The following is a 21,110-nucleotide window of genomic DNA, read 5'->3' on the forward strand; positions in this document are numbered from 1 at the left end:
TATGAATTTTAAAAAAATGATTGCGGGTTTATTGAGTCTGAGCTTTTGTATATTGTTACATGCCCAGGCAGCCGATCCGGATGCTGAAACCCAAAAGAAAGCTTCGGAATGGGTAGCCGCATTGTATTTAACGGATGCGGCAAAAGCCGATCGGGTGCAGGCTGCTATTGCAACCCATCTTAATGCGGTTAAGGACTGGCATAATACACATCCGGTAAAACAAAACCCCGGAGGGATCAACCCGGCTACCGGAAACGCCTTTAGTAATTTGGATTGGGAAGTGATCTATTGTTCTCAAAAACCAAAAACAGTTCGCGAAAACCTGATGCGTGTTTTAAATGCTGAGCTGACACCCGAACAGATTGAACAGGTATTTGATAAGTATACGGTTGGTAAAGTAGCCTTTACTTTAAAAGGATACGAAGCCATTGTGCCTGATCTTACAGAAACAGAGCGTGGCGAAATAGTAAAAAATCTGAAACAGGCGCGCGATCAGGCGATTGATTATAAGAGTATGAAAGAGATCTCTGCTATATTTGAGATCTATAAAACAAAATGCGAGCAATACCTCAATAATAACGGCCGTAACTGGAGGCAGTTGTTTAAGAACTATGTAGATAAGGTGAAGGCAGAGAAGGCAAAGAAAAAGGGTTGATGCAGTTCGATACGACGAATTAATTGAGCTCTTTTCGAATGACAGTTCGTCGTCACCTCGACCGGAGCGGAGAGGTCTCTACGGTATCATTCCGGCATAAGGAGTTTGAAATTTGTTTGGTGACGCATGATGCCATCTGCACTACAGTACAAGAGTGCGATCCCGCCTTCAGCGGGACAGGCTCCAGAATAATGCTGCCATTGGCACTTTCGCCAGGGTAAAAATAAAAAGTAGATTAAATAATAAATGATGATGAAAAAAATAAATCTGTTAACCGTTTGTCTTTTGTTGATAACGGTTTTTGTTACAGCACAAACCAACCGCTGGAAGCAGGGCATCCTGGTAGACGAATTTATTTACGATACGGCCTCCTTTCCGCAGGCGCATGCCTCTACTATTGCAGAAACGCCCGATGGGCTGATCGCTGCCTGGTTTGGTGGTACCAAAGAAGGTAATAAAGATGTATGCATCTGGACCAGTCGCCTCGTAAATAATAAATGGACGGCCCCTCAACTAGTCGCGGATGGTATATTGAATGATTCCACCCGTTACGCCTGTTATAACCCCGTGTTGTATTATGCACCTACGGGAGAGTTGCTGTTGTTTTATAAGATAGGACCTAATGTGGCGGGATGGACCGGCTGGATGAAGCGTTCAAAAGATAACGGGAAAACCTGGAGCCCGCGGGAGGCGCTGCCGGAGGGTTATCTGGGGCCCATTAAGAATAAACCCGAACTCATTAACGGGGTTTTGGTTTGTCCATCCAGTACGGAAGTTGGCGGCTGGAAAGTGCATTTTGAATATACAAAGGATTGGGGCCACACCTGGACAAAATCAGCTCCTATCAATGATGGCAAAACTTTTTCCGCGATTCAGCCCTCTATTTTAAAATATAAGAATGGTGCGCTGCAGGTGCTGGGACGTACGCGGAATACCGTCATTTATGAAAGCTGGAGTAAAGATCACGGCAAAACATGGTCGCCCATGACGGCCCTGGATCTGCCCAATAATAATTCCGGAACAGATGCCGTAACATTAAAAGACGGCCGCCAGTTATTGGTATACAATCATGTATTGCCGGACTCCACCTGGGTAAAAGGAAAGGGGCCCAGAACGCCGCTGAACGTAGCCGTTTCAAAAGATGGTAAAAACTGGTATGCCGCGCTGGTGCTGGAAGATTCACCCATCAGCCAGTACTCCTACCCGTCGGTGATCCAGGGCAAAGATGGTATGGTGCATATCGTATATACCTGGCGCCGGCAGCGGATAAAATATGTAAAAATTGATCCGTCAAAGTTGAAGCTGACACCTATAAAAAATAAAAAATGGCCGGGAGCGGCGGTGCTAAAGGGAACGGTAACCGACGATTAATAAAAATAGCCGTATGAAGCATATACCCTTACTGGATCTGATCATTATTTTGCTGTACCTGGCCGCTATGGTATGGATCGGTTTTTATTTTTCCAAAAAGAATAAAAGCGCCGACCAGTTTACCAAAGCATCCGGTCGCATTCCCGGCTGGGCCATCGGGCTTTCCATTTATGCTACGTTTTTAAGCAGTAATACGTTTTTGGGTGTGCCGGGTAAGGCTTTCGGATCGAACTGGAATGCTTTTGTATTCAGCATCTCCATGCCTTTTGCCGCAATATTCGCAGCTAAATATTTTGTGCCGTTTTACCGGAGCACGGGAGAAGTATCTGCCTATACGCATTTTGAAAAACGCTTCGGCCCCTGGGCCCGTACCTATGCAGTGGTCTGTTTTGTGCTGACGCAATTTGCAAGAATGGGTTCCGTATTCTTCGGCATGGCATTGAGCCTGCAGGCATTGCTGGGCTTTTCAATGGCCTCCATTATGGTGGTGATGGGCATCTGTATTATTATTTATACAGTGATGGGTGGAATGGAAGCAGTGATCTGGACGGAAGTAGTACAGGGTATTTTGAAAACCCTGGGAGCCTTGCTGATCCTTTATCTCATTTTGCGGGAGATTCCCGGCGGCATCGAAAAGGTAGTTGCCATTGGAAAAGCTCATCATAAATTTAGTTTGGGCGACGCTTCCTTTGACCTTACCAAATCCGGTTTCTGGGTGATCTTATTATATGGTTTTTTTATCAACCTGAACAATTTTGGAATGGACCAGAACTACGTGCAGCGTTATCATACGGCCAGCAACAGCAGGGAAGCAAAAAAGTCTGTCTGGTTATGCGTGGCGATGTATGTGCCGGCATCCTTATTGTTTTTTATTATTGGTACGGCGCTTTTTGCCTATTACCAGCAGCACCCGGAACTGACGACTGAGATCACGCGCATGGTGGCAACGGAGCGCCTGGGTTCGGGGGCCTCCCCATCAGCGATAAATACCCTGGCTGCTTCTCTGCAACCCGCGGATTATGGTGATAAGGTGATGCCGCATTTTATGGTGTACAAGATCCCGCAGGTATTCCTGGGGTTGATCATTGCTGCTATATTATCTGCGGGGATGAGCACGATCAGCTCCGGGATGAATGCCTGTGCCACGGTGTTTACAAAAGATATTTACAAACGCTATTTTGATCCGGCTGCAGAAGGGAAAAAAGAATTAAAGATCCTGTACTGGGGCACCGTTATTTTTGGATTGATCGGGCTGGGTACGGGGCTAGCCATGCTGGGTATTAAGAGTGTGCTGGATGTGTGGTGGGAGTTGTCCGGTATTTTCTCCGGGGGGATGCTGGGTTTGTTCCTGCTGGGACTGATCAGTAAAAGAACAACCGGCGGGCAGGCAGCTATTGCCGTAATAGCGGGCGTGCTGGTGATCCTTTGGTTTACGTTTTCGTCGAAAATACCGCCGGCTTATGCATATTTAAAGATCGGCCTGCATATTAATATGGTGATCGTGGTAGGCACGCTGACGATTTTTGGGGTGGGGTGGTTGTTGTCGTTGCGGAAGACAAAGGCAGTATCATAACGGGTTTGAGGTCACAACTGTGACCTCAAACTTTCCAGGAACGTCATTTCGACAAGTCCGCCGAAAACGGATGAGGAGAAATCTCGTTGTTTAAGAATGAGATTCCTCCTTTCACTGCGTTACAGTCGGAATGACGATAATAACGACGATAAGTGCTCACATCGGGCTGGTCTTATGGTATCAACGTTCCAGGAAAATCATGAATGGTTTCGCAGCAAAGCTGCTCCATCACCTGTTTTAGTTGCGCTTTAAACATAGCAATGGTATGATCACCACCGGATGTTCCCAGTGCGCCCACGCCATACATAAAAGGCCGGCCCATAAAAGTGAAGTCGGCGCCGCGGGCCAGCGACCGGCCAATATCCGGGCCTGAGCGGAGCCCGCTGTCGATCATTACCTTGTATTTCGATTTAAATTTATCTGCCAACCCTTTTAAGGGCTTGATGGTAGATTCACCGGCATCGATCTGTCGACCGCCGTGGTTGGAAATGATGATGCCGTCCACTCCAATGCCAGCGCATAGCTCCGCATCGTGTTCGTTCACTACACCCTTTACCACCAGCTTGCCTTTCCATTTATCCCGGATTGCGGCCACTTTATCCACATCTACCCGACCGGTAAACGTAGCGTTCATAAACTTGCCCAGTTGTTTCATGTCCATCCCCTTTTTCATATAGGGCTTTAAGGTGGCAAAGGAAGGAATGCCCACGCGGAGCGTTTCCAATCCCCATACAGGGTGCATTGCCGCCTGAACGAAATTATTGATGGTATTTTTGGGCGGCATGGAAAGTCCGGCTTTGATTTCCCGATAGCGCAAACCAAAAGAAGGAACGTCAATTAAAACTACCAGTACCGGACAATTTACAGCTTCCAGCCGGCGCAAAATATCATCGCGGAGTTCGTTCTCTGTTGGATGGTATAGCTGGAACCAGAACTTGCTTTCAGAAAGTTCGGCAATACGTTCGATACTGCTGGTGGAAACGGTACTCAGAATATAGGGAATGTTATGTTTTAAAGCTGCTTTGGCCAGTATTTCCGGGGCATTGGGCCACATCAGCCCCTGCAGGCCTACCGGTGCAATACCGAATGGGGCGTCGTAAACATGACCGAATAATTCGGTACGCATGTCAACACCCTTATGTTTTTTAAGATATTGCGGCATCAGGAAGACGTGCTTAAAATCTTCTTCATTCCTCCAAACATTTAGTTCATCATTACAGCCGCCTTCCAGGTAATCAAATGCAAATTTGGGCATTCTTTTTTTTGCCTTTCTTTTTAAATCGGCTACTGATGGATATTGCGGGTTATATCGGAGTAAATTTGTGCTCATAATTTTATATTGGCGAAGAAAAAGAATCAGCAAGATTAACAAATAATTTCCGATTTCCTGTCCTGTACCATCCGGCAAGGGTGTTCCTTGAATAAATTGTTGTATAAATGGTAAAAAGGATTTATTAGAAGATTCCTTATCCGTTTTGGGTGACAGAGTGACTTGTGGGACTAGTTAACATTGGAGTAGGTCGCACCAGTCGCTTGAGTCCCACCAACTAGCCACACGGTTGCTCAACTACCTATCTCATTTTGTAACTTCCTGGAACACCTTCTTCAAATAAGCCACATTGGTGCCGTAATTATATTTTACATCTCTCGGGTGCAGTGCGTCGCGCGACCGTTCTACCACCAGCCATCCGCTCCATTTCATTTGATCCAGCGTTTTTTTCACTTTGTATAAATCGATCTGCGGATCGTTCTGGAGCCATACACTGTCTTTATTAGTGCAATGGATCATGGCAATATTCTTTGCTCCCAATATTTTTAGTTCTTTGTAAAGATCCCGGCCCTCTTTCAGTGGATTTGAAAAATTAAAATAGATCTTTATTGCCGGAGAACCAATTTCTTTGAGGAGCGCTACTTCTCCTTTTGCGTCAAGTGCTGTTTCAATAGCAATGGTCACACCGGTTTCCTGCGCCATTTTGCCGGCTTCTTTTAAACGGGCAACAACCGCCGGTCGCTTTTCCGGGTTTTTTTTCAGATCGCATTGTATCCCTAAAGGAAGGAACGCTGTTTTAACATTCATCTGTTTCATCGTTGTAATACATGCCGCTATCGACTCTTTATAATGCTCCCTTCCACAAAAGGATTGTGCATAATAGCCCGTCATGGCCAGCGAGGGGATTTCCAGGTTCAATGCCCTGGCGGTTTGCAGGTATTTCTCCCGTACGGAATCTATCGCCAGCTTATTATCAAAGGTTTCCCGGTTGCCCAATCCGCCCATGTCAATTTCAATGCCATCGGCATGCAACTCTTTTGCGAGCGGCAGGGCGCCCAACTTCTGACGTTTTAACAACATCAGGTCGATCAGCGCAATTTTATATTGCTGTGTTTTCTGGGCGATACCCGTTATAGGCAAAGCAATAATAAGGAGGTATAGGAATGCTTTTTTCATATTATGTGAATTATGTTTTTCTCACACCTGCCCGTTCAGTCAGGCGGGGATTCCGCAGATTTGCACAGATTTTAAGCCTTTTGTGATAATCCGCGTCGTAAGTGAGCTATATAAATACTGCTTTTGTACTCGTTCAGTCTTTTCTCTCACAGATTCCTCAGATTTTAAAAGTCTTCTGTGATAATCCGTGTAATCCGTGAGCCATATATAAATATTGCTTTTGTATTCGTTTTTTTCTCACAGTCCGCAGATTTACATAGAGTTTAAAGCTCTTCTATGATAACCAGCGAAATTTCATCTACAGTCGAAAAAGCATTGCGGGCGAAATGACGATGAACTATAAACCATAAACCATGAACTATTTCACCGCTGCTTCAAAAACTTTTTCCAAATTGTCGAAACCCTTTACTGCGCGGGCAGGTAACTTTTCTCCATGATCCCCGAACACATATAATTTTTTCTCGTCTTCAATGGTAATGTCCGATTCATCTATAACGCCCTTTTTGTCTTCAATGGCTTTTATATTCAATCCCAGGTACCGTGCCATAAAGTGATATACGGCGGTTCTTTTGTTGATGCCGAAATCATGTTTTTCGGTGGGTAGATGCACATTCTGCAGATCTGCTTTCTTTCCATACCAGCTATACATTTTTTGCAGATAAGGAAAATCATGTTCGGGCATTTTATCTGTCCAGTCGCCGCCATCGCTCACCAGCAATTGCGGACGTGGGGCGGCCATTGCAGCGATCTCTACATTATCAGTGCCCCCACCGCAACTATGAATATCCATGCCACTCTCACAGGGGCAGCCGCCATAGAAATAAGAAGAAACAGAAACTACAGGTGCCGACACTTTTATGCGGTCATCAATGGCGGTCATTAATTCGGTATGACTGCCGCCGCCGGAGCCCCCTGTGATGCCTACTCTTGTGGTATCTGCATCTTTTAAAGCCAGCAGATAATCCAGGATGCGGATGGCGCCCAGTGCCTGTATGGTCATGGCCAGACTGCGGCGATGGTCTTCCGGTTTAAACTGTAATAAGGATTCACCCCAGGCAAAGAGATCATAACTAAAGGCCATGGCGCCCATTTTTGCTAGCGCAGCGCAGCGGAGCTGGCAATCGGGGCGATAGCGTTGTTGTTGCCAGTGCCCATCTGGGTTCAGGATCACAGGGATCTTCCCTTTGTGGGTTGCAGGCTTGTATAGGGATCCGTTGATCCATACACCGGGTAAAATTTCCAGGGCAATATTCTCTATTGTGTAACCATTGTATTTCCGGATGGGAGTAGTAACGGGTTCGCTGATGGGCCATGCCGGTAATTTAGCCAGTTGCAATTTTTCAAGAATGCATTGTTTTAATTCTTTTTTCCGGGCCTCCCATTCCGACAAATTTTTATACTGGGCCGCAATGCGGTCCAGCTCGGCCCAGCCGTCAGCTACAGCCCAGCGATAGTACTCATAATCGCCGATCTTATATTTTTTGTCGCCATCCTTTTTTACTTTCAGATCAAAAGGTGCTAACACGTTGTTTAGTGTTTCTTCTACATCCGGGCGAAAACGCCAGCGGGCATAGTTGAGCACTTTTCCTTTTACCAATGAGTCCGGATAGCGGATGGCAACGCCATAGCGCGTTTCGATATTCTTTAATACCTGGGCTAACGGCTCCGCATATTTGTTATCTGTATTCTCCTGTGCCTTTGCAAAAAAGCTGAACAAAATTCCCCAAAGTAGAAGAGTGCGACGCAAGTAAAGCATAATAGTAATTCTGAAGCTGGCGAAATAATTAAAAAATCAATTTAATAGATGGTGAGAGAAGACACTCACCATGGCGGCGGCTCGTGGAGACACACGCCACAGCAAATTACAATCCCACCGGCTGAATTCCCAACCGGTTGCACCAGCCCAGGAACCGGTCGTAGAGTGCATCTACTTCCTTTTTCTGATCCGGCGTCAGGTGCAGTGCATAGGCCCGGCTGATGGTACGCACCGGTAGTCCGCGCTTTTCCAGAAAATATTTGGCGCTCATGGGGTAGGCCTGGTGGATCATCGGGTCCACGCTTGCAAGTTCTGCCTGCAGCCATTTTGCCGTTTCCTGTTGCCCGGGATTGTTGGCATTTTTTACCATCCACACCAGCACCTCCGGATAAAAATTTCCGGATATAGACGACATTCCCTTTGCGCCCTGTTGCATGCTGAACAAGGCGTTGGGCGTGTGCGCATCATAAAACTCAAGGGGACTGTTGGAAGCTTTTAAGACTTCCAGTTTGGCCTGCACATTCTCGTGCGTGATGGATGTATCTTTATGATAGATCAGCCGGCCGGATTCTAAGAGTTGTTTAAAAATATCCGCGCCCAATATACGTTTGTAAGGTGCCGGGCATTCATAGATGCCCAGCGGAATATCGTTTGTAAGGGCAAACATTTTTTCAAAATTGCGCAGTAATACTTCATCTTCCTCGTCCACCTTCGCAAAGTGCCCGCTGATCATAATAACGGCGTCAACACCGGTATCGTAGATCTTCTTTGTAAACTGTGCTTTGTCTTCTACTGTAAGTCCGAAGGAACCCGTGGCCACCACCGGCACGCGCCCATTCACACATTTTACCACATGATGGGTTAATGCCAGCCGCTCTTCTTCCGTGATACTAAACATTTCACTGCTGAGACAGTTGGCGAAAAAGCCCTCCACACCTGCCTCCAGGTAAAACGCCACCAGCTCGGTTACGGCGTCATAATCGATTCCCGCTTTCAGATTAAAGGGCGTGATCATTACGGGTACAAACTTTCCTGCAATCGCTTCCATACATCATTTGTTTGAGGCCGATAAAGTTTGTACATTTTTTTATGTATCGACTGCACGATCGTACTAAAAAGATGTAGGATTTTGTTATTTTTTGGGAGCGGGCGCAGATGTGCCGTGCCGATGGCACTCGATGTGCAGGGGGGCGGTCTTCATCCCCGAATGAATTCGGGGTTGGCAAGATGCGCCAGGCCGATGGCCTTTTGTTTTGTGGAGAGCGATAAGTGGCATTGCGTTGGGCACTATGATAGTTTTATATTGGAAGCGTTCGTGCAGATGTGCCATGCCGATGGCACTCGATGTGCGTGGGGCGGCCTCTATCCCCGAATGAATTCGGGGTTTGCGAGATGCATTAGGCCGATGACCTTTTGTTTTGTGGAGAGCGATAAGTGGCATTGCGTTGGGCACTATGATAGTTTTATATTGGAAGCGTTCGTGCAGATGTGCCGTGCCGATGGCACTCGGTGTGCGTGGGGTGGCCTCTATCCCCGAATGAATTCGGGGTTGGCGAGATGCGCCAGGCCGATGGCCTTTTGTTTTTGAGGAGAGCGATAAGAGGCATTGCGTCAGGCACTATGATAGTCTTATATTGGAAGCGTTTGTGCAGATGCAGGATGCCGATGGCATTCGATGTACGGTAGTTTGGCCTCTTCTTCCGGAATAGGTTCCGGAGTTGGGAGATAAGCAGGCCGATGGCCTTCGCTCTTCATGAGGATAAGGCAAGAGGCGTAGCCTCGGGTAGTTAACAACAGCGAACTTCAGTTCACTGTATTACAAAGTAGTGGAGACCTGAGAGCCGTAGGCTCGGAACATGTAGAAAATACTATTTTTATGAAAAGAAAAGCCATATGGCAAACACCTATCACAAAGTCTATATTCAGGCTGTTTTTGCGGTAAAGTATCGTGCAGCTCTTCTGCATGCGTCCTGGAGGGAACGGTTGCAGGCCGTTATCGGTAACCTGATTAATGAAGCCAATTGCAATACCTTGATTGTAAATGGTGTGGAGGATCATATGCACTGTTTTTTTAAGCTTAGCCCTGTGGTTTCGATATCGGAACTTATGAAAACGGTAAAGGCAAAATCCTCCAAGTATATCAATGATCGTCATCTTACGCGGGAACGATTTGAATGGCAACGGGGCTATGGAGTATTTTCCTATAACCAGCGGGATGTGGATATGATTTACAGGTATGTGCAACGGCAGCAGGAGCGTCATCAGGCGAAAACATTCCTAGGTGAATACCTGGAATTGCTCAAAGAATTCGAGATTTCTTACGATGAGCAGTATCTTTTTCATGAGTTGTTATGATATGTATCGTGCCTACGGCACTCAGTCTGTTGCAGCGGGTTCCGTATCCGGAATGAATTCCGGAGTTGAAAGATAGGCAGGCCGATGGCCTTATTTTATCATTGAGATACGAACAGGATAAATAGTATTGATCAGCCTGATGTTTTTAGTTTTGGCATATAGGTATCGTGCCTACGGCACTCAGTCTTCAGTAGCTGGCTCTATCTCCGGAATAAATTCCGGAATTTGGAGATGAACAGGCCGATGGCCTTCCTTGTTACCATTGAAGTCATGTAATGTTTACTATATGCATGCTGCCCACGATGTTGGCCTCCTATCGGTAAAGCGGGTCAATAGCCGTCGATTTAACAATGCACAGAAATGCGAGAGGCATCGCCTCGACTCATTATTAACAGCGAATTAAAATTCGCTGCATGGGATAAACGATAGAAAACGAAAGAGCCATAGGCTCGACCCATTTACAAAATACCGCCCCCAATCATCAACCGGAAAATGCCCACGACGATCACAATAATGCTGAGTGTTTTACCGGCGGAAGAATTACCGATAGCAGAAAAGATCAACGCTAAAATGCCAAAGGGGATCACCAGCCAGTATAGCCAGCCCAGCAGGGGTATAAAGGCAATAACCGCCAGCACGCTGGCTATGAGGGCAAACAGAACACCGAATAATTTCATCATGTTGTATATGTTTTATGATAATGCAAAACTAGTAACAACGGGTACTTGAAGCCAATGCTCATCGGCAAAATAATTAATAATGCCGGTGAAAGGTAATATTCTTCCCTTTAGTAAAATTTTCCAGTATAATAGTGATTACAGGCATCTGCATAAGCCTGCTTTAAAGTACATTTATTCTTTGTTTAAAATAATAAAAGAGTGCCATAGTGAAACGGTTGGACGCCGCTTTAATTACAATTTTTCTTCTTGTTGCTTCGCTGTATAGCAAAGGACAGGTTTATGTTGCGCCTATAGGGAATGATACCGGCGATGGCTCTGTAACGGCACCTAAGGCTACATTGAATGCAGCCATACGGCAGGTGCGGGAAGAACGGCGGTTGAAAAAAGAAAAAACCGTTGGTAAGATCCTGCTCCGTGGTGGTACTTACTATTTAGATGAACCGGTATATCTGAGGCCGGAAGATAGCGGTACCCCCTCTGATCCGCTGATAATAGCCGCCGCCCCCGGACAAACACCTGTTTTGAGCGGAGGTATTTTAATAGAAAACTGGAAGAGAAGTACAGGGCCGGTTAAAGACCTGCCGCAGGCTGCACAGGGTAAGGTCTGGGTGGCTGATGTGCCCGCTACTGCGGGAGCTATCCCATTTCGCCAGTTGTGGGTAAATGGCAAAAAAGCAATAAAGGCTAAAAGTGCGCCGGGCAATAGTATGCAGCGCATTCTGAACTGGGATAAGAAAACGGCAACGGCGATTATTCCACTGCATCCGTTTGAACATTTGGAGGTAACCGACGGACTGGAGTTTTTTATTCACCAGTGGTGGGAAGTAGCCAGCCTGCGCATCCGCAAACTGGAGAAAGCAGGCGACAGTTGCCGTGTTTATCTTTACGAACCCGAAAGTCGTATTCAGAATGAACACCCCTGGCCCGCGCCCTGGCTTTCAAAAGAAACAGGTAATTCCGCTTATTATCTGAGCAACTCCCTTTCTTTTTTAGATGAACCTGGGGAATGGTATTACAACACTGCTACAAGAAAGCTTTATTATTACCCGCGGGCGCAAGAAGATATGACCACTGCGGAAGCGGTAGTTCCCTTTTTGGAAAATATTTTTGTGGTTGAGGGAACACCGGGGCACCCGGTGGAAAATGTAGTGGTTAAGGGCATCCGTTTTGAGCACAGCGCCTGGAACCGGCCTTCGCTGCAGGGACACGTGCCGCACCAGGCCGGCTTGTATATGACCGATGCCTATAAATTAAAACCAGCCGGTACACCCGAAAAACCATCGCTGGACAACCAGGCCTGGGTAGGGCGTCCGGAAGCGGCTGTTGCGGTTTCGTTTGCAAAAAATATCCGTTTTGATGATAACCGTTTTGAGCACCTGGCAGCAACCGGTCTGGATTTTAAAAAAGGAGTGCAATCTTCCGCCATTACCGGCAATCTCTTTAAAGATATTGGCGGCACAGCCATCCAGGGCGGCTATTTTGGAGATGACGGTGAAGAGATACATAAACCTTATAATCCTGCCGACCAGCGAGTGGTTTGTGAAAACATCACAATTATCAATAACCTCATCACGGATGCTGGTAATGAAGACTGGGGCTGCGTAGGCATCGGCATGGGATTTTCGAGGAATATAATGATTGAACATAATGAGATTGAAAATGTCCCCTACTCTGGGATAAGTATGGGCTGGGGCTGGACGCCTGCTAAAAATATAATGGAGCAGAACCGCATCCGGTTTAACAAAGTACATCATTACGGCCGGACCAATTATGATTGCGCGGGCATTTATACCCTGAGTGCACAGCCGGGAACGATAATAGAGGAAAACTATATTGATAGCATTTATAAAGCGCCCTATGCGCACCTGCCCAACCATTGGTTTTATTTGTATACCGATGAAGGCTCTTCGGGTATTAATGTGCGCAACAACTGGACACCCGCTCAAAAATATTTGCAGAATAATAATGGTCCGGATAATCATTGGGATAATAATGGTCCGCAGGTTGCTGCAACGGTGAAAACGAACGCAGGGCTCGAAAGTAATTACCGGGCATTGCTAAAAGAAAAAACAAGCGGCAGCGTTCACCAGGATATCAATAAACAACGGAAAGAGCTGATCGAACTGGTGAGCAATAGTAAAAAGACCATTGATGTAAAAAAACTGGAAGCATTCCTGAAGGGGAAAAAAGTGCAGCAGGAGACGATCAGTAAATGGAATAATCATGTTGTAGTATATGGGTTTGTAGCAGATGCAAATGGATTGCGGGGACAGCTACAAAAGTTATTTCCGGATGTAACCGTTAAAGTGTACCAGGACCTGGTGTATGAATTTGACCGGCTGGAACGTTGCCCGGATGCAGGCATAGCAAAGGATTGGACGGACATTATTATGACGGCCAATCTGGTTGCCGATCCCAAAAAGCAACAGGAGTATCTTGATTACCATGCCACACAATTTGAAAAATGGCCGGAGCTTTCCAGAGGGTTTTGCAACGCCGATTTTCAGCAATTACGCGTGTTAAAAAACGGGAGACAATTAATGCTGGTGATCAGTATTCCCAAAGGGAAAATGCTGGACGAGCTGAACCCCAAAACAACGGAAAATAATCCGCGAATGAATGAATGGAACAAAATCATGAGCGGCTACCAGGAAGGGATTAAGGGAACAAAAAAGGGAGAAACCTGGGTGCTGTTTAGGTGAATGGTGAATAGAAAATGGTGAATAGAAGCGCCGCAGGCGCGCAACATTTGTAGATTCGGGCATAAAATATTTTTAATAAAAACAAACACATGTTGAATATCGGGATTGTAGGATTAGGGGAGGGCCGCAGCACCATGTCGGCCGCATTGCAAAGCAAAAAATTACGGTTGAAAATGATTTGCGATGCCAATGAAGAATTATGCAAACAGCGCTGCAGGGAATTCCGGTTTGACCGGTATACCACGCGTTATGAAGAGTTGTTGAATGATCCGGATATTGATATCGTAGCCATTTACACACCCGATCATTTGCATGCACAGCACGTGCAATTGGCATTGGAACATGACAAACATGTAGTGTGCACCAAACCCTTTATCGATAATCTTGCGGATGCGAAAGCGTTGCTGCAGCTACAAAAGAAAACCGGCAAGAAAGTCTTTGTAGGTCAAAGCTCCCGTTTTTTTGAGCCTTACAAACGGCAGCGGTCTGATTTTGAAAAAGGCCTGATCGGCGAGCTGATCACCATTGAAAGTCATTATAATGCTGACCATCGTTGGTTTTTAAAAAAGAAATGGGCATTGGAAAAATCGTTTAAATGGTTATATGGCGGATTGAGTCACCCGGTTGATTTTATCCGCTGGTACCTGCCGGATATTGAAGAAGTAATGGGGTATGGGATGATCAGTGCCAATGGTAAAAAAGCCGGATTGAAAAACGAGGACACCATGCACTTTATTTTCCGCAATAAAGACGGACGGGTGGCCCGGGTGAGTGGTGCCTACACCGGTCCGGTGCAACCCACGGCTCGCGAGAGTGAGATGAGCTGCATCCTGCGGGGAACGGAAGGCGCCAGCCAGGCAGACTATCATGAGCTGCGGTATGCCATCACCAATAAGAAAGGCGATCAGCAATTGATTACCTGGGGTGATGAGCAGTTGAACCATTATTTCCGTTTCGAAGGACAAAGCCACCATGCAGGTGAGTATCAGAATTACCTGGAATATTTTGCAGACAGCATCGCCAACAATACGACGGCCTATCCGGATATGCGTGAGGGGATCGGCACAGTGGCACTGTTGCAGGCGATGGATGAAAGTTTACAAACACGGCAGCCGGTTCAGATAAAGGCATTGCTGAAGCAGTACGGGCTGGGGAAGTTGTAGAAATAGTGAATGGGAAATAGTGAATGATGAATAGGAGCTCAACATTTATCGCTCCGTAGGAGCATAACATTTGTAGCTGATAGTAGCACAACAGCACAAGAGTGCGACGCAACCCGGATGCCATCCGCACCAGGGCCCGGATAAAAAATAAAGAACAAAAAATTAATGAATCATCTTATTTCAAAATTACAACCGATCGATTATGCTATAGTAGTGGTGTATCTGGTCGTGTTGTTGGTGATCGGCTACAGGGCCAGCTTTGGCAAAAAAAAGAAGCAGGACGAAACCCTGTTCCTGGCAGGCAAATCGCTGAACTGGTATAATATCGGGTTCAATATGTGGGGCACCAATGTGGGACCCTCGATGCTGCTGGCTTTTGCCAGTATCGGTTATGCCACGGGCATTGTAGCGGGTAATTTTGAATGGTATGCGTTTGTGTTCCTCATGCTGCTGGCGATGGTTTTTGCGCCAAGGTATCTGGCAAGCAATGTAACCACTATGCCGGAGTTTATGGGGCAGCGTTATGGGGAAGACACGCGTAGTATCCTGGCCTGGTATGCCATGGTGAAGATGCTCATCTCCTGGTTGTCGCTCGGTTTGTTTGCCGGGGGCTTCCTGGTCCGACAAATATTAGGTATTCCCATGTGGCAGTCGGTGATCGTGCTAGTATTGTTTGCCGCGTTGTTTGCCGTGGCCGGTGGATTAAAAGCCATCGCCCGCGTGAATGTGTTCCAGATGATCCTGCTCATTATTGTATCCTGTATCCTTTGTGTATTGGGTGTTCAAAAAGTGGGCGGACTTTCCGCCTTGTTTGCAAAAACACCGGGTTCTTATTGGAGCCTCGTGAAACCTGCGTCAGATGCGGGTTACCCGTGGCCGGCTATCTTGTTGGGTTACCCCGTTTCGGCGGTTGCCTTCTTTTGCACGGACCAGGCAATGGTGCAATCGGTACTGGGCGCGCGTAACCTGGAGCAGGGGCAGCTAGGTGTTAATTTTATCGGCTGGCTAAAAATATTTTCAATTCCGCTGTTTATTATTCCGGGAATTGTTTGCGCCGTGCTTTATCCAAACTTACCGAGCGCGGATGAAGCCTACATGACGATGGTCACCAATTTATTCCCGGCGGGATTGAATGGACTGGTGATCGTAGTGCTGATCGCGGTGCTGGTGGGCACTATCGGCTCTTCATTAAATGCATTGAGTACGGTGTTTACGACGGATATCTATGTAAAAAAGATGAACCCCACGGCAACCAATCGGCAGATTATTAAAGTAGGCCGGCTTACGGTGCTGGCGGGCTGCGGGTTTGCCATATTGATGGCTATTGCTATTGACAGCATTAAAGGTCTTAATTTGTTTGATGTGTTCCAGGCCGTGCTGGGCTTTATAGCACCGCCGTTGTCAGCGGTGTTCCTGTTGGCGGTGTTCTGGAAAAAGACGACGCGCCGGGCGGTCAACTTTACGCTTTCCTGGGGATCGGCCATTAGCCTGGGGATCGGCGTTATTTATTTGTGGGTGCTGCCGGTAAAAGAATATCATTTCTGGCCGCATTATTTGCTGTTGTCATTTTTCATTTTCCTGTTGCTGGTGGTACTGGCGGTATTGCTCTCCGTTACGGACCGGCAACCGGTGCGCACGGCAATCGCTGTACAGGAACTGGCAAAACCCACGCGCCGCGTAAAAATTGCCTGGACGGCTTTATGTATCGTAATGATTGTATTGTATTTAATATTTGGTTAATAGTATGAAAAATAGTTTTTTTTGTTGGCGGGCTGTAGTACAGGTATCATCTGCGTTGTGTCACTCACTTGTGCACCAGTGCAAGGGGCAGCTTTCTTTGCTTTCAGGTAATAAAAGGCACGTCGTCATTCCGAACGCAGTGAGGAATCTCGCCCTCAATGGAAACGTCGTTTCCCGGCTGATGTCTTCACACACCACCAAATCTGCCATGGCCCGTGTCCGCATGCGCCTTTCGCCATGGCCCGTGTCACCACGTGCCATCAAAACTTTCATTCTCCTTTGCGTCTTCGCGTCTTTGCGGTTAACCAGCGCTGCTCAAACCTGGATCTGGTATCCCGGCGATTACGAGATATGGCTGGCCAATCAAATGCAGAACCGGCGCACCGAACGGGGTACTTTCTTTCCGGTATTCTGGAAGGTGGATAGTCATTATCCGCTGATGGATTTTCATAAAATAGTGGAGCTCAATCAACCCGAAACGGTGCGTATTTATGCGGAAGGGAAATACAATATAAAACTAGATGGGAAACCCTTTGAGGGCACTCCGGCTATGATCACGGTTCCGGCAGGGAAACACAAGCTCAATGTGAAAGTGTTTAATCAGGCCACGCCGCCGGCAATTTATGTTGAGGGAAAAACAATTAAAAGTGACAGCACTTGGTTGGTAACTTTTGAAGATAAGGAATGGATCGATGAATCGGGAAAGACCTCTGATGTTTCTACCACCAAATGGCTGCAGGCCGGGCAATGGAATTTTAATACGCCGGCGCAAAGACCTTCGCTGTTTAAATTACCCACACAACCGGTCCAGGCAGTAACCTCTCAAAAAAACGGGAATAATCTGCTGGTAGACTTTGGAAAAGAAACTTTTGGTTTTGTAAAGTTAAAAGGCGTTCAGGGCAAAGGCAGACTGACTGTGTATTTCGGCGAAAGTAAAGAAGAAGCGCTGGACCCGGAGCATGCCGAAACCCTGGACCGGATTGATATAGATCAGAAAACTTCAAAAGATACCGTCCTGCAATTATCCAAAGCATTCCGGTATATCAATATTGTTCCCGGGGGGTCGGTAAAAGTCAAAGGCGCATCTATGTTATATGAATACAGTGATCTGCCGGATAAGGGAGGTTTTAAATGCAGTGATGAAGAAATTAATAAAATTTACGAGGTGGCAAAATATACGTTGCACCTGAGCACCCGCGAATTCTTTATCGACGGCATAAAACGCGACCGCTGGATCTGGAGCGGAGACGCATACCAGAGTTACCTGATGAATTATTATTTAATGAATGATAATGCTACGGTAACCCGCACCATGTATGCATTGCGTGGCAAAGATCCCGTTACCAGTCATATCAACACCATCATGGATTATACGTTCTATTGGTTCCTTGGTATCTATGATTATTATCTTTATTCAGGCGATAAAAGTTTCATAGTACAAAACTATGACCGTATGAAGAGTCTTATGGATTATGTGCTGGGCCGCAGGAATAAAGACGGATTACTGGAAGGGCTCCCCGGCGATTGGATCTTTATCGACTGGGCGACAGGGCTGAGCAAGAAAGGGGAGGTTAGTTTTGAGCAGTTGTTATTTGCGCGCAGCCTGGAAACAATGGCATTGTGTTCCGGACTAGTGAATGAAAAAGATGCTGCTGCAAAATATCAATCGCTGGCAGCAGACATAAAGAAAAAATTGTTTGACTATTACTGGAATGAGCAGAAGCAGGCCCTGGTGCACAGCCGGATCAATGGCAAGCCAACTGATAATGTAACCCGCTACGCCAATATGTTCGCGGTGTTCTTTGATTATTTTAATGGACAACAAAAAGCTGCTGTAAAAAACTCAGTGCTGCTCAACAAAAACGTGCCGAAGATCACAACGCCTTATATGCGCTTTTATGAGCTGGAAGCCTTGTGTGCGTTGGGTGATCAGGGTATTGTACTGAAAGAAATGAAGGATTACTGGGGTGGCATGCTGCGGTTGGGCGCTACGTCGTTCTGGGAAGAATATGATCCTTCTAAAAAAGGGGCGGAGCATTACGCCATGTACGGACGCAAATATGGGAAAAGTCTTTGTCATGCCTGGGGTGCCAGCCCCATCTATCTCCTGGGTAAATATTACCTCGGGATAAAGCCCACAGCGCCGGGTTATGTGCAATACACGGTGGCGCCGGTATTGGGCGGCTTGCAATGGATGGAGGGGGCGGTTCCTACTCCTGCGGGAAATATTAATATGTATTGCAGTACATCTGAGATCAGGATCAGCGCTCCGGTTGGAACAGGGAAACTGGTTATTACCAGCAAAACCCAGCCTGAATGTAAAGAGGGTACTATTGTGAGTAAAGGAAATAATGTGTATGAGTTAACAATAGAGAAAAATAAGGAATACAAGGTTTTGTATAAAGCGATTTAAAATAGAAAAAGTGAATGTAACGCTGTCCTGGATTGCTATCGGGATGAGAATGGGTGAGGATGTTGTGAAATCGTGGTTTGGCAAGCTCAGCACGGCGCATAAAATAATGTCGTCATTTCGACAAGTCCGCTGAAGGCGGATGAGGAGAAATCTCATAAGGCTGAAGATTTCTCTCTCCGTTCCACTGCGTTCAAAATGACGCTTAATTTAATAGAGAACATGAAAAAATTAATATTAATCATTACAATAGCCTGTTGTACTTCGGGCACGGTTGGGCTCTTCGCCCAGCAGGGTTTAATAAATACAACCCGCAGTCCCTATGCGGCTTTAACTACCCTGGGTCTGGGGGACGTCCATTTTACCAATGGCTTTTGGGCCGAGCGTTTTGCGGTTTGCCGGGAGTCGATGGTGCCCACACTTTGGCGTACTTATACCAGCGATACGATCTGCTACTCTTTTGAAAATTTCAAGATCGCAGCAGGGTTAGAAAAAGGCCGCTTCCGTGGACCTTCTTTCCATGATGGTGATTTTTATAAAACATTGGAGGCTGTCGCTGCGCTGTATGCATCTACTAAAGACCCGCAATTAAACAACTGGATGGAGATGGCCATAAATGTAATCGGTAAAGCTCAGCGTGCTGATGGCTATATCTATACCAAAAATATTATTGAACAAAAAACAACGGGGCAGTCAAAAATGTTTGATGACAAGCTCAGTTTTGAGGCTTATAATTTTGGGCACCTGATGACCGCTGCCTGTGTGCATTACCGGGCAACAGGCAAAACGGACCTGCTGAATATTGCAAAAAAAGCTGCGGATTTCCTGATTGGATTTTATACAAAAGCCACGCCGGAACAGGCCCGTAATGCCATCTGCCCATCGCATTATATGGGACTTGCAGAGTTATACCGCACCACCCGTGAAAAAAAATACCTGGATCTTTTAACAAAGCTGATTGACATCCGCGGCACTGTGGAAGGTACTGATGATAATAGCGATCGTGCTCCTTTCCGGGATATGAAGCAGGTGGTAGGACACGCCGTTCGAGCCAATTATCTGATGGCCGGCGTTGCCGATCTGTATGCGGAGGAGGGGGATAAAACTTTATTGAAGACATTGGACACTCTTTGGCACAATGTTATCCTGACCAAAATGTATGTAACCGGCGGCTGCGGCGCATTGTACGACGGTGTTTCCGTGGATGGTACTTCCTATAATCCGGATACGGTCCAGAAAATACACCAGGCCTATGGAAGAAGCTACCAATTGCCTAATTTCTCCGCGCATAATGAAACCTGTGCCAATATCGGGAATGTGCTATGGAACTACCGGATGTTTTTGCTGACAGGCGAAGAAAAATATTTCGATATTGTAGAGCTGGCTTTGTACAACAGCGTGCTGAGCGGGATCAGTATGGATGGCACCAAATTTTTTTATACCAATCCCCTGGCACATACGGCTACATACCCCTACCATCTGCGCTGGGAAGGGGGCCGCGTTCCATATATCAGCAAATCCAATTGCTGTCCGCCCAATGTGGTACGTACCATTGCAGAAGTAAGCAACTATATGTATAGCGTGGGGGATAATGGGTTGTATTTTAATATGTATGGCGGCAATGAACTGCATACAAAGCTAAAAGATGGCAGCGCCTTTTCCCTGCGCCAGACAAGCAATTATCCGTGGGATGGTGCGGTGTCCGTTGTGATCAACAAGGCGCCGGTTACCTCTGTGCCACTTCATTTCCGGATCCCCGGCTGGTGTAAAAAAGCGAGTGTAAAAATTAATGGTAAAATAATCAATGCAAATATCATCGGCGGAAAATTTTTTGTGCTTGACCGGAAATGGGAGAAGGGAGATAAGATAGACCTGGCGCTTGACATGCCTGCAACGCTGATCGAATCGAACCCGATGGTGGAAGCAACGCGCAACCAGGTAGCGGTGAAACGCGGTCCGGTCGTGTATTGTATGGAATCTGCCGATATGAGCAGGAAGAATATCTTTAATGTAGCCATACCATCGGGCATACAATTAAAACCGGTGCAGATGAAAATAGCGAACGGTAATGTTGTGGGGCTGACGGGCCAGGCGGCACTAATGGATCAGGGAGACTGGGCGAGCCAATTGTATAAAGAAGTTAATGATAAAGAAAAACCGGTAACGGTGAAGCTGATTCCCTATTACGCCTGGGCCAACAGGGGCGAAGGAGATATGACGGTGTGGATGCCGTTGATAAGAAAATAATATAATGCCAGG

The 21,110-nt window shown here is 46.6% G+C and carries 14 protein-coding genes; 9 read left to right on the forward strand and 5 right to left on the reverse strand.

The genetic code is table 11. The features are described 5' to 3' along the window. Position 1: 1 nt before the first annotated feature. The 3 genes from NIASO_RS18705 to NIASO_RS18715 all read left to right on the forward strand — a co-directional run bounded on the left by NIASO_RS18705 (position 2) and on the right by NIASO_RS18715 (position 3,599). The gene (locus NIASO_RS18705; RefSeq protein WP_008588594.1) at positions 2–655 is read left to right on the forward strand and encodes a DUF3826 domain-containing protein; all 654 of its coding nucleotides are present in this window, start codon (positions 2–4) and stop codon (positions 653–655) included. Positions 656–907: 252 nt separating this feature from the next. Then, complete coding sequence (locus tag NIASO_RS18710) at positions 908–2,026, forward strand: sialidase family protein (RefSeq protein WP_044046831.1); 1,119 nt, start codon at positions 908–910, stop codon at positions 2,024–2,026. A gap of 13 nt (positions 2,027–2,039) precedes the next feature. After that, a complete protein-coding gene (locus NIASO_RS18715; RefSeq protein WP_008588598.1) occupies positions 2,040–3,599 on the forward strand; it encodes a sodium:solute symporter in 1,560 nt (519 codons plus the stop codon). 172 nt (positions 3,600–3,771) lie between these two features. On the opposite strand, the gene NIASO_RS18720 is transcribed toward NIASO_RS18715, so the two are convergent. The 4 genes from NIASO_RS18720 to NIASO_RS18735 form a co-directional block, all read right to left on the reverse strand. Then, the gene (locus NIASO_RS18720; RefSeq protein WP_025299145.1) at positions 3,772–4,929 is read right to left on the reverse strand and encodes an alpha-hydroxy acid oxidase; all 1,158 of its coding nucleotides are present in this window, start codon (positions 4,927–4,929) and stop codon (positions 3,772–3,774) included. A 246-nt stretch (positions 4,930–5,175) separates the two neighbouring features. Beyond that, on the reverse strand, positions 5,176–6,045 hold the full coding sequence (locus NIASO_RS18725) for a sugar phosphate isomerase/epimerase family protein (RefSeq protein WP_008588604.1): 870 nt from the start codon (positions 6,043–6,045) through the stop codon (positions 5,176–5,178). 358 nt (positions 6,046–6,403) lie between these two features. Further along, the gene (locus tag NIASO_RS18730; protein WP_008588606.1) at positions 6,404–7,801 is read right to left on the reverse strand and encodes an alpha/beta hydrolase family protein; all 1,398 of its coding nucleotides are present in this window, start codon (positions 7,799–7,801) and stop codon (positions 6,404–6,406) included. A 106-nt stretch (positions 7,802–7,907) separates the two neighbouring features. Next, positions 7,908–8,849, reverse strand: coding sequence for a dihydrodipicolinate synthase family protein (locus NIASO_RS18735; protein WP_008582678.1), 942 nt, complete (start codon positions 8,847–8,849; stop codon positions 7,908–7,910). An 845-nt stretch (positions 8,850–9,694) separates the two neighbouring features. On the opposite strand from NIASO_RS18735, the gene tnpA reads away from it, so the two are divergent. Beyond that, the gene (gene tnpA, locus NIASO_RS18740) at positions 9,695–10,156 is read left to right on the forward strand and encodes an IS200/IS605 family transposase (RefSeq protein WP_008582677.1); all 462 of its coding nucleotides are present in this window, start codon (positions 9,695–9,697) and stop codon (positions 10,154–10,156) included. A gap of 458 nt (positions 10,157–10,614) precedes the next feature. Here tnpA and NIASO_RS18745 read toward each other — a convergent pair whose 3' ends face one another. Further along, on the reverse strand, positions 10,615–10,836 hold the full coding sequence (locus NIASO_RS18745; RefSeq protein ID WP_008582676.1) for a hypothetical protein: 222 nt from the start codon (positions 10,834–10,836) through the stop codon (positions 10,615–10,617). Positions 10,837–11,042: 206 nt separating this feature from the next. Between NIASO_RS18745 and NIASO_RS18750 the strand changes: the two genes are divergently transcribed. From NIASO_RS18750 to NIASO_RS18770, 5 genes are all read left to right on the forward strand, one after another. Further along, positions 11,043–13,538 (forward strand): L-rhamnose mutarotase, encoded by a 2,496-nt coding sequence (locus tag NIASO_RS18750; RefSeq protein ID WP_008582675.1) that lies wholly within the window; start codon positions 11,043–11,045, stop codon positions 13,536–13,538. Positions 13,539–13,627: 89 nt separating this feature from the next. Continuing rightward, the gene (locus NIASO_RS18755; protein ID WP_008582674.1) at positions 13,628–14,701 is read left to right on the forward strand and encodes a Gfo/Idh/MocA family protein; all 1,074 of its coding nucleotides are present in this window, start codon (positions 13,628–13,630) and stop codon (positions 14,699–14,701) included. Positions 14,702–14,866: 165 nt separating this feature from the next. Further along, a complete protein-coding gene (locus NIASO_RS18760; RefSeq protein ID WP_008582673.1) occupies positions 14,867–16,441 on the forward strand; it encodes an SLC5 family protein in 1,575 nt (524 codons plus the stop codon). Between the two features lie 181 nt (positions 16,442–16,622). After that, a complete protein-coding gene (locus NIASO_RS18765; protein ID WP_245605202.1) occupies positions 16,623–18,854 on the forward strand; it encodes an alpha-L-rhamnosidase-related protein in 2,232 nt (743 codons plus the stop codon). A 219-nt stretch (positions 18,855–19,073) separates the two neighbouring features. Next, the gene (locus NIASO_RS18770) at positions 19,074–21,098 is read left to right on the forward strand and encodes an aceric acid hydrolase (protein ID WP_025299148.1); all 2,025 of its coding nucleotides are present in this window, start codon (positions 19,074–19,076) and stop codon (positions 21,096–21,098) included. The last annotated feature ends 12 nt before the right edge of the window (positions 21,099–21,110 follow it).

Source organism: Niabella soli DSM 19437 (assembly GCF_000243115.2).
Classification (GTDB): Bacteria; Bacteroidota; Bacteroidia; order Chitinophagales; family Chitinophagaceae; genus Niabella; species Niabella soli.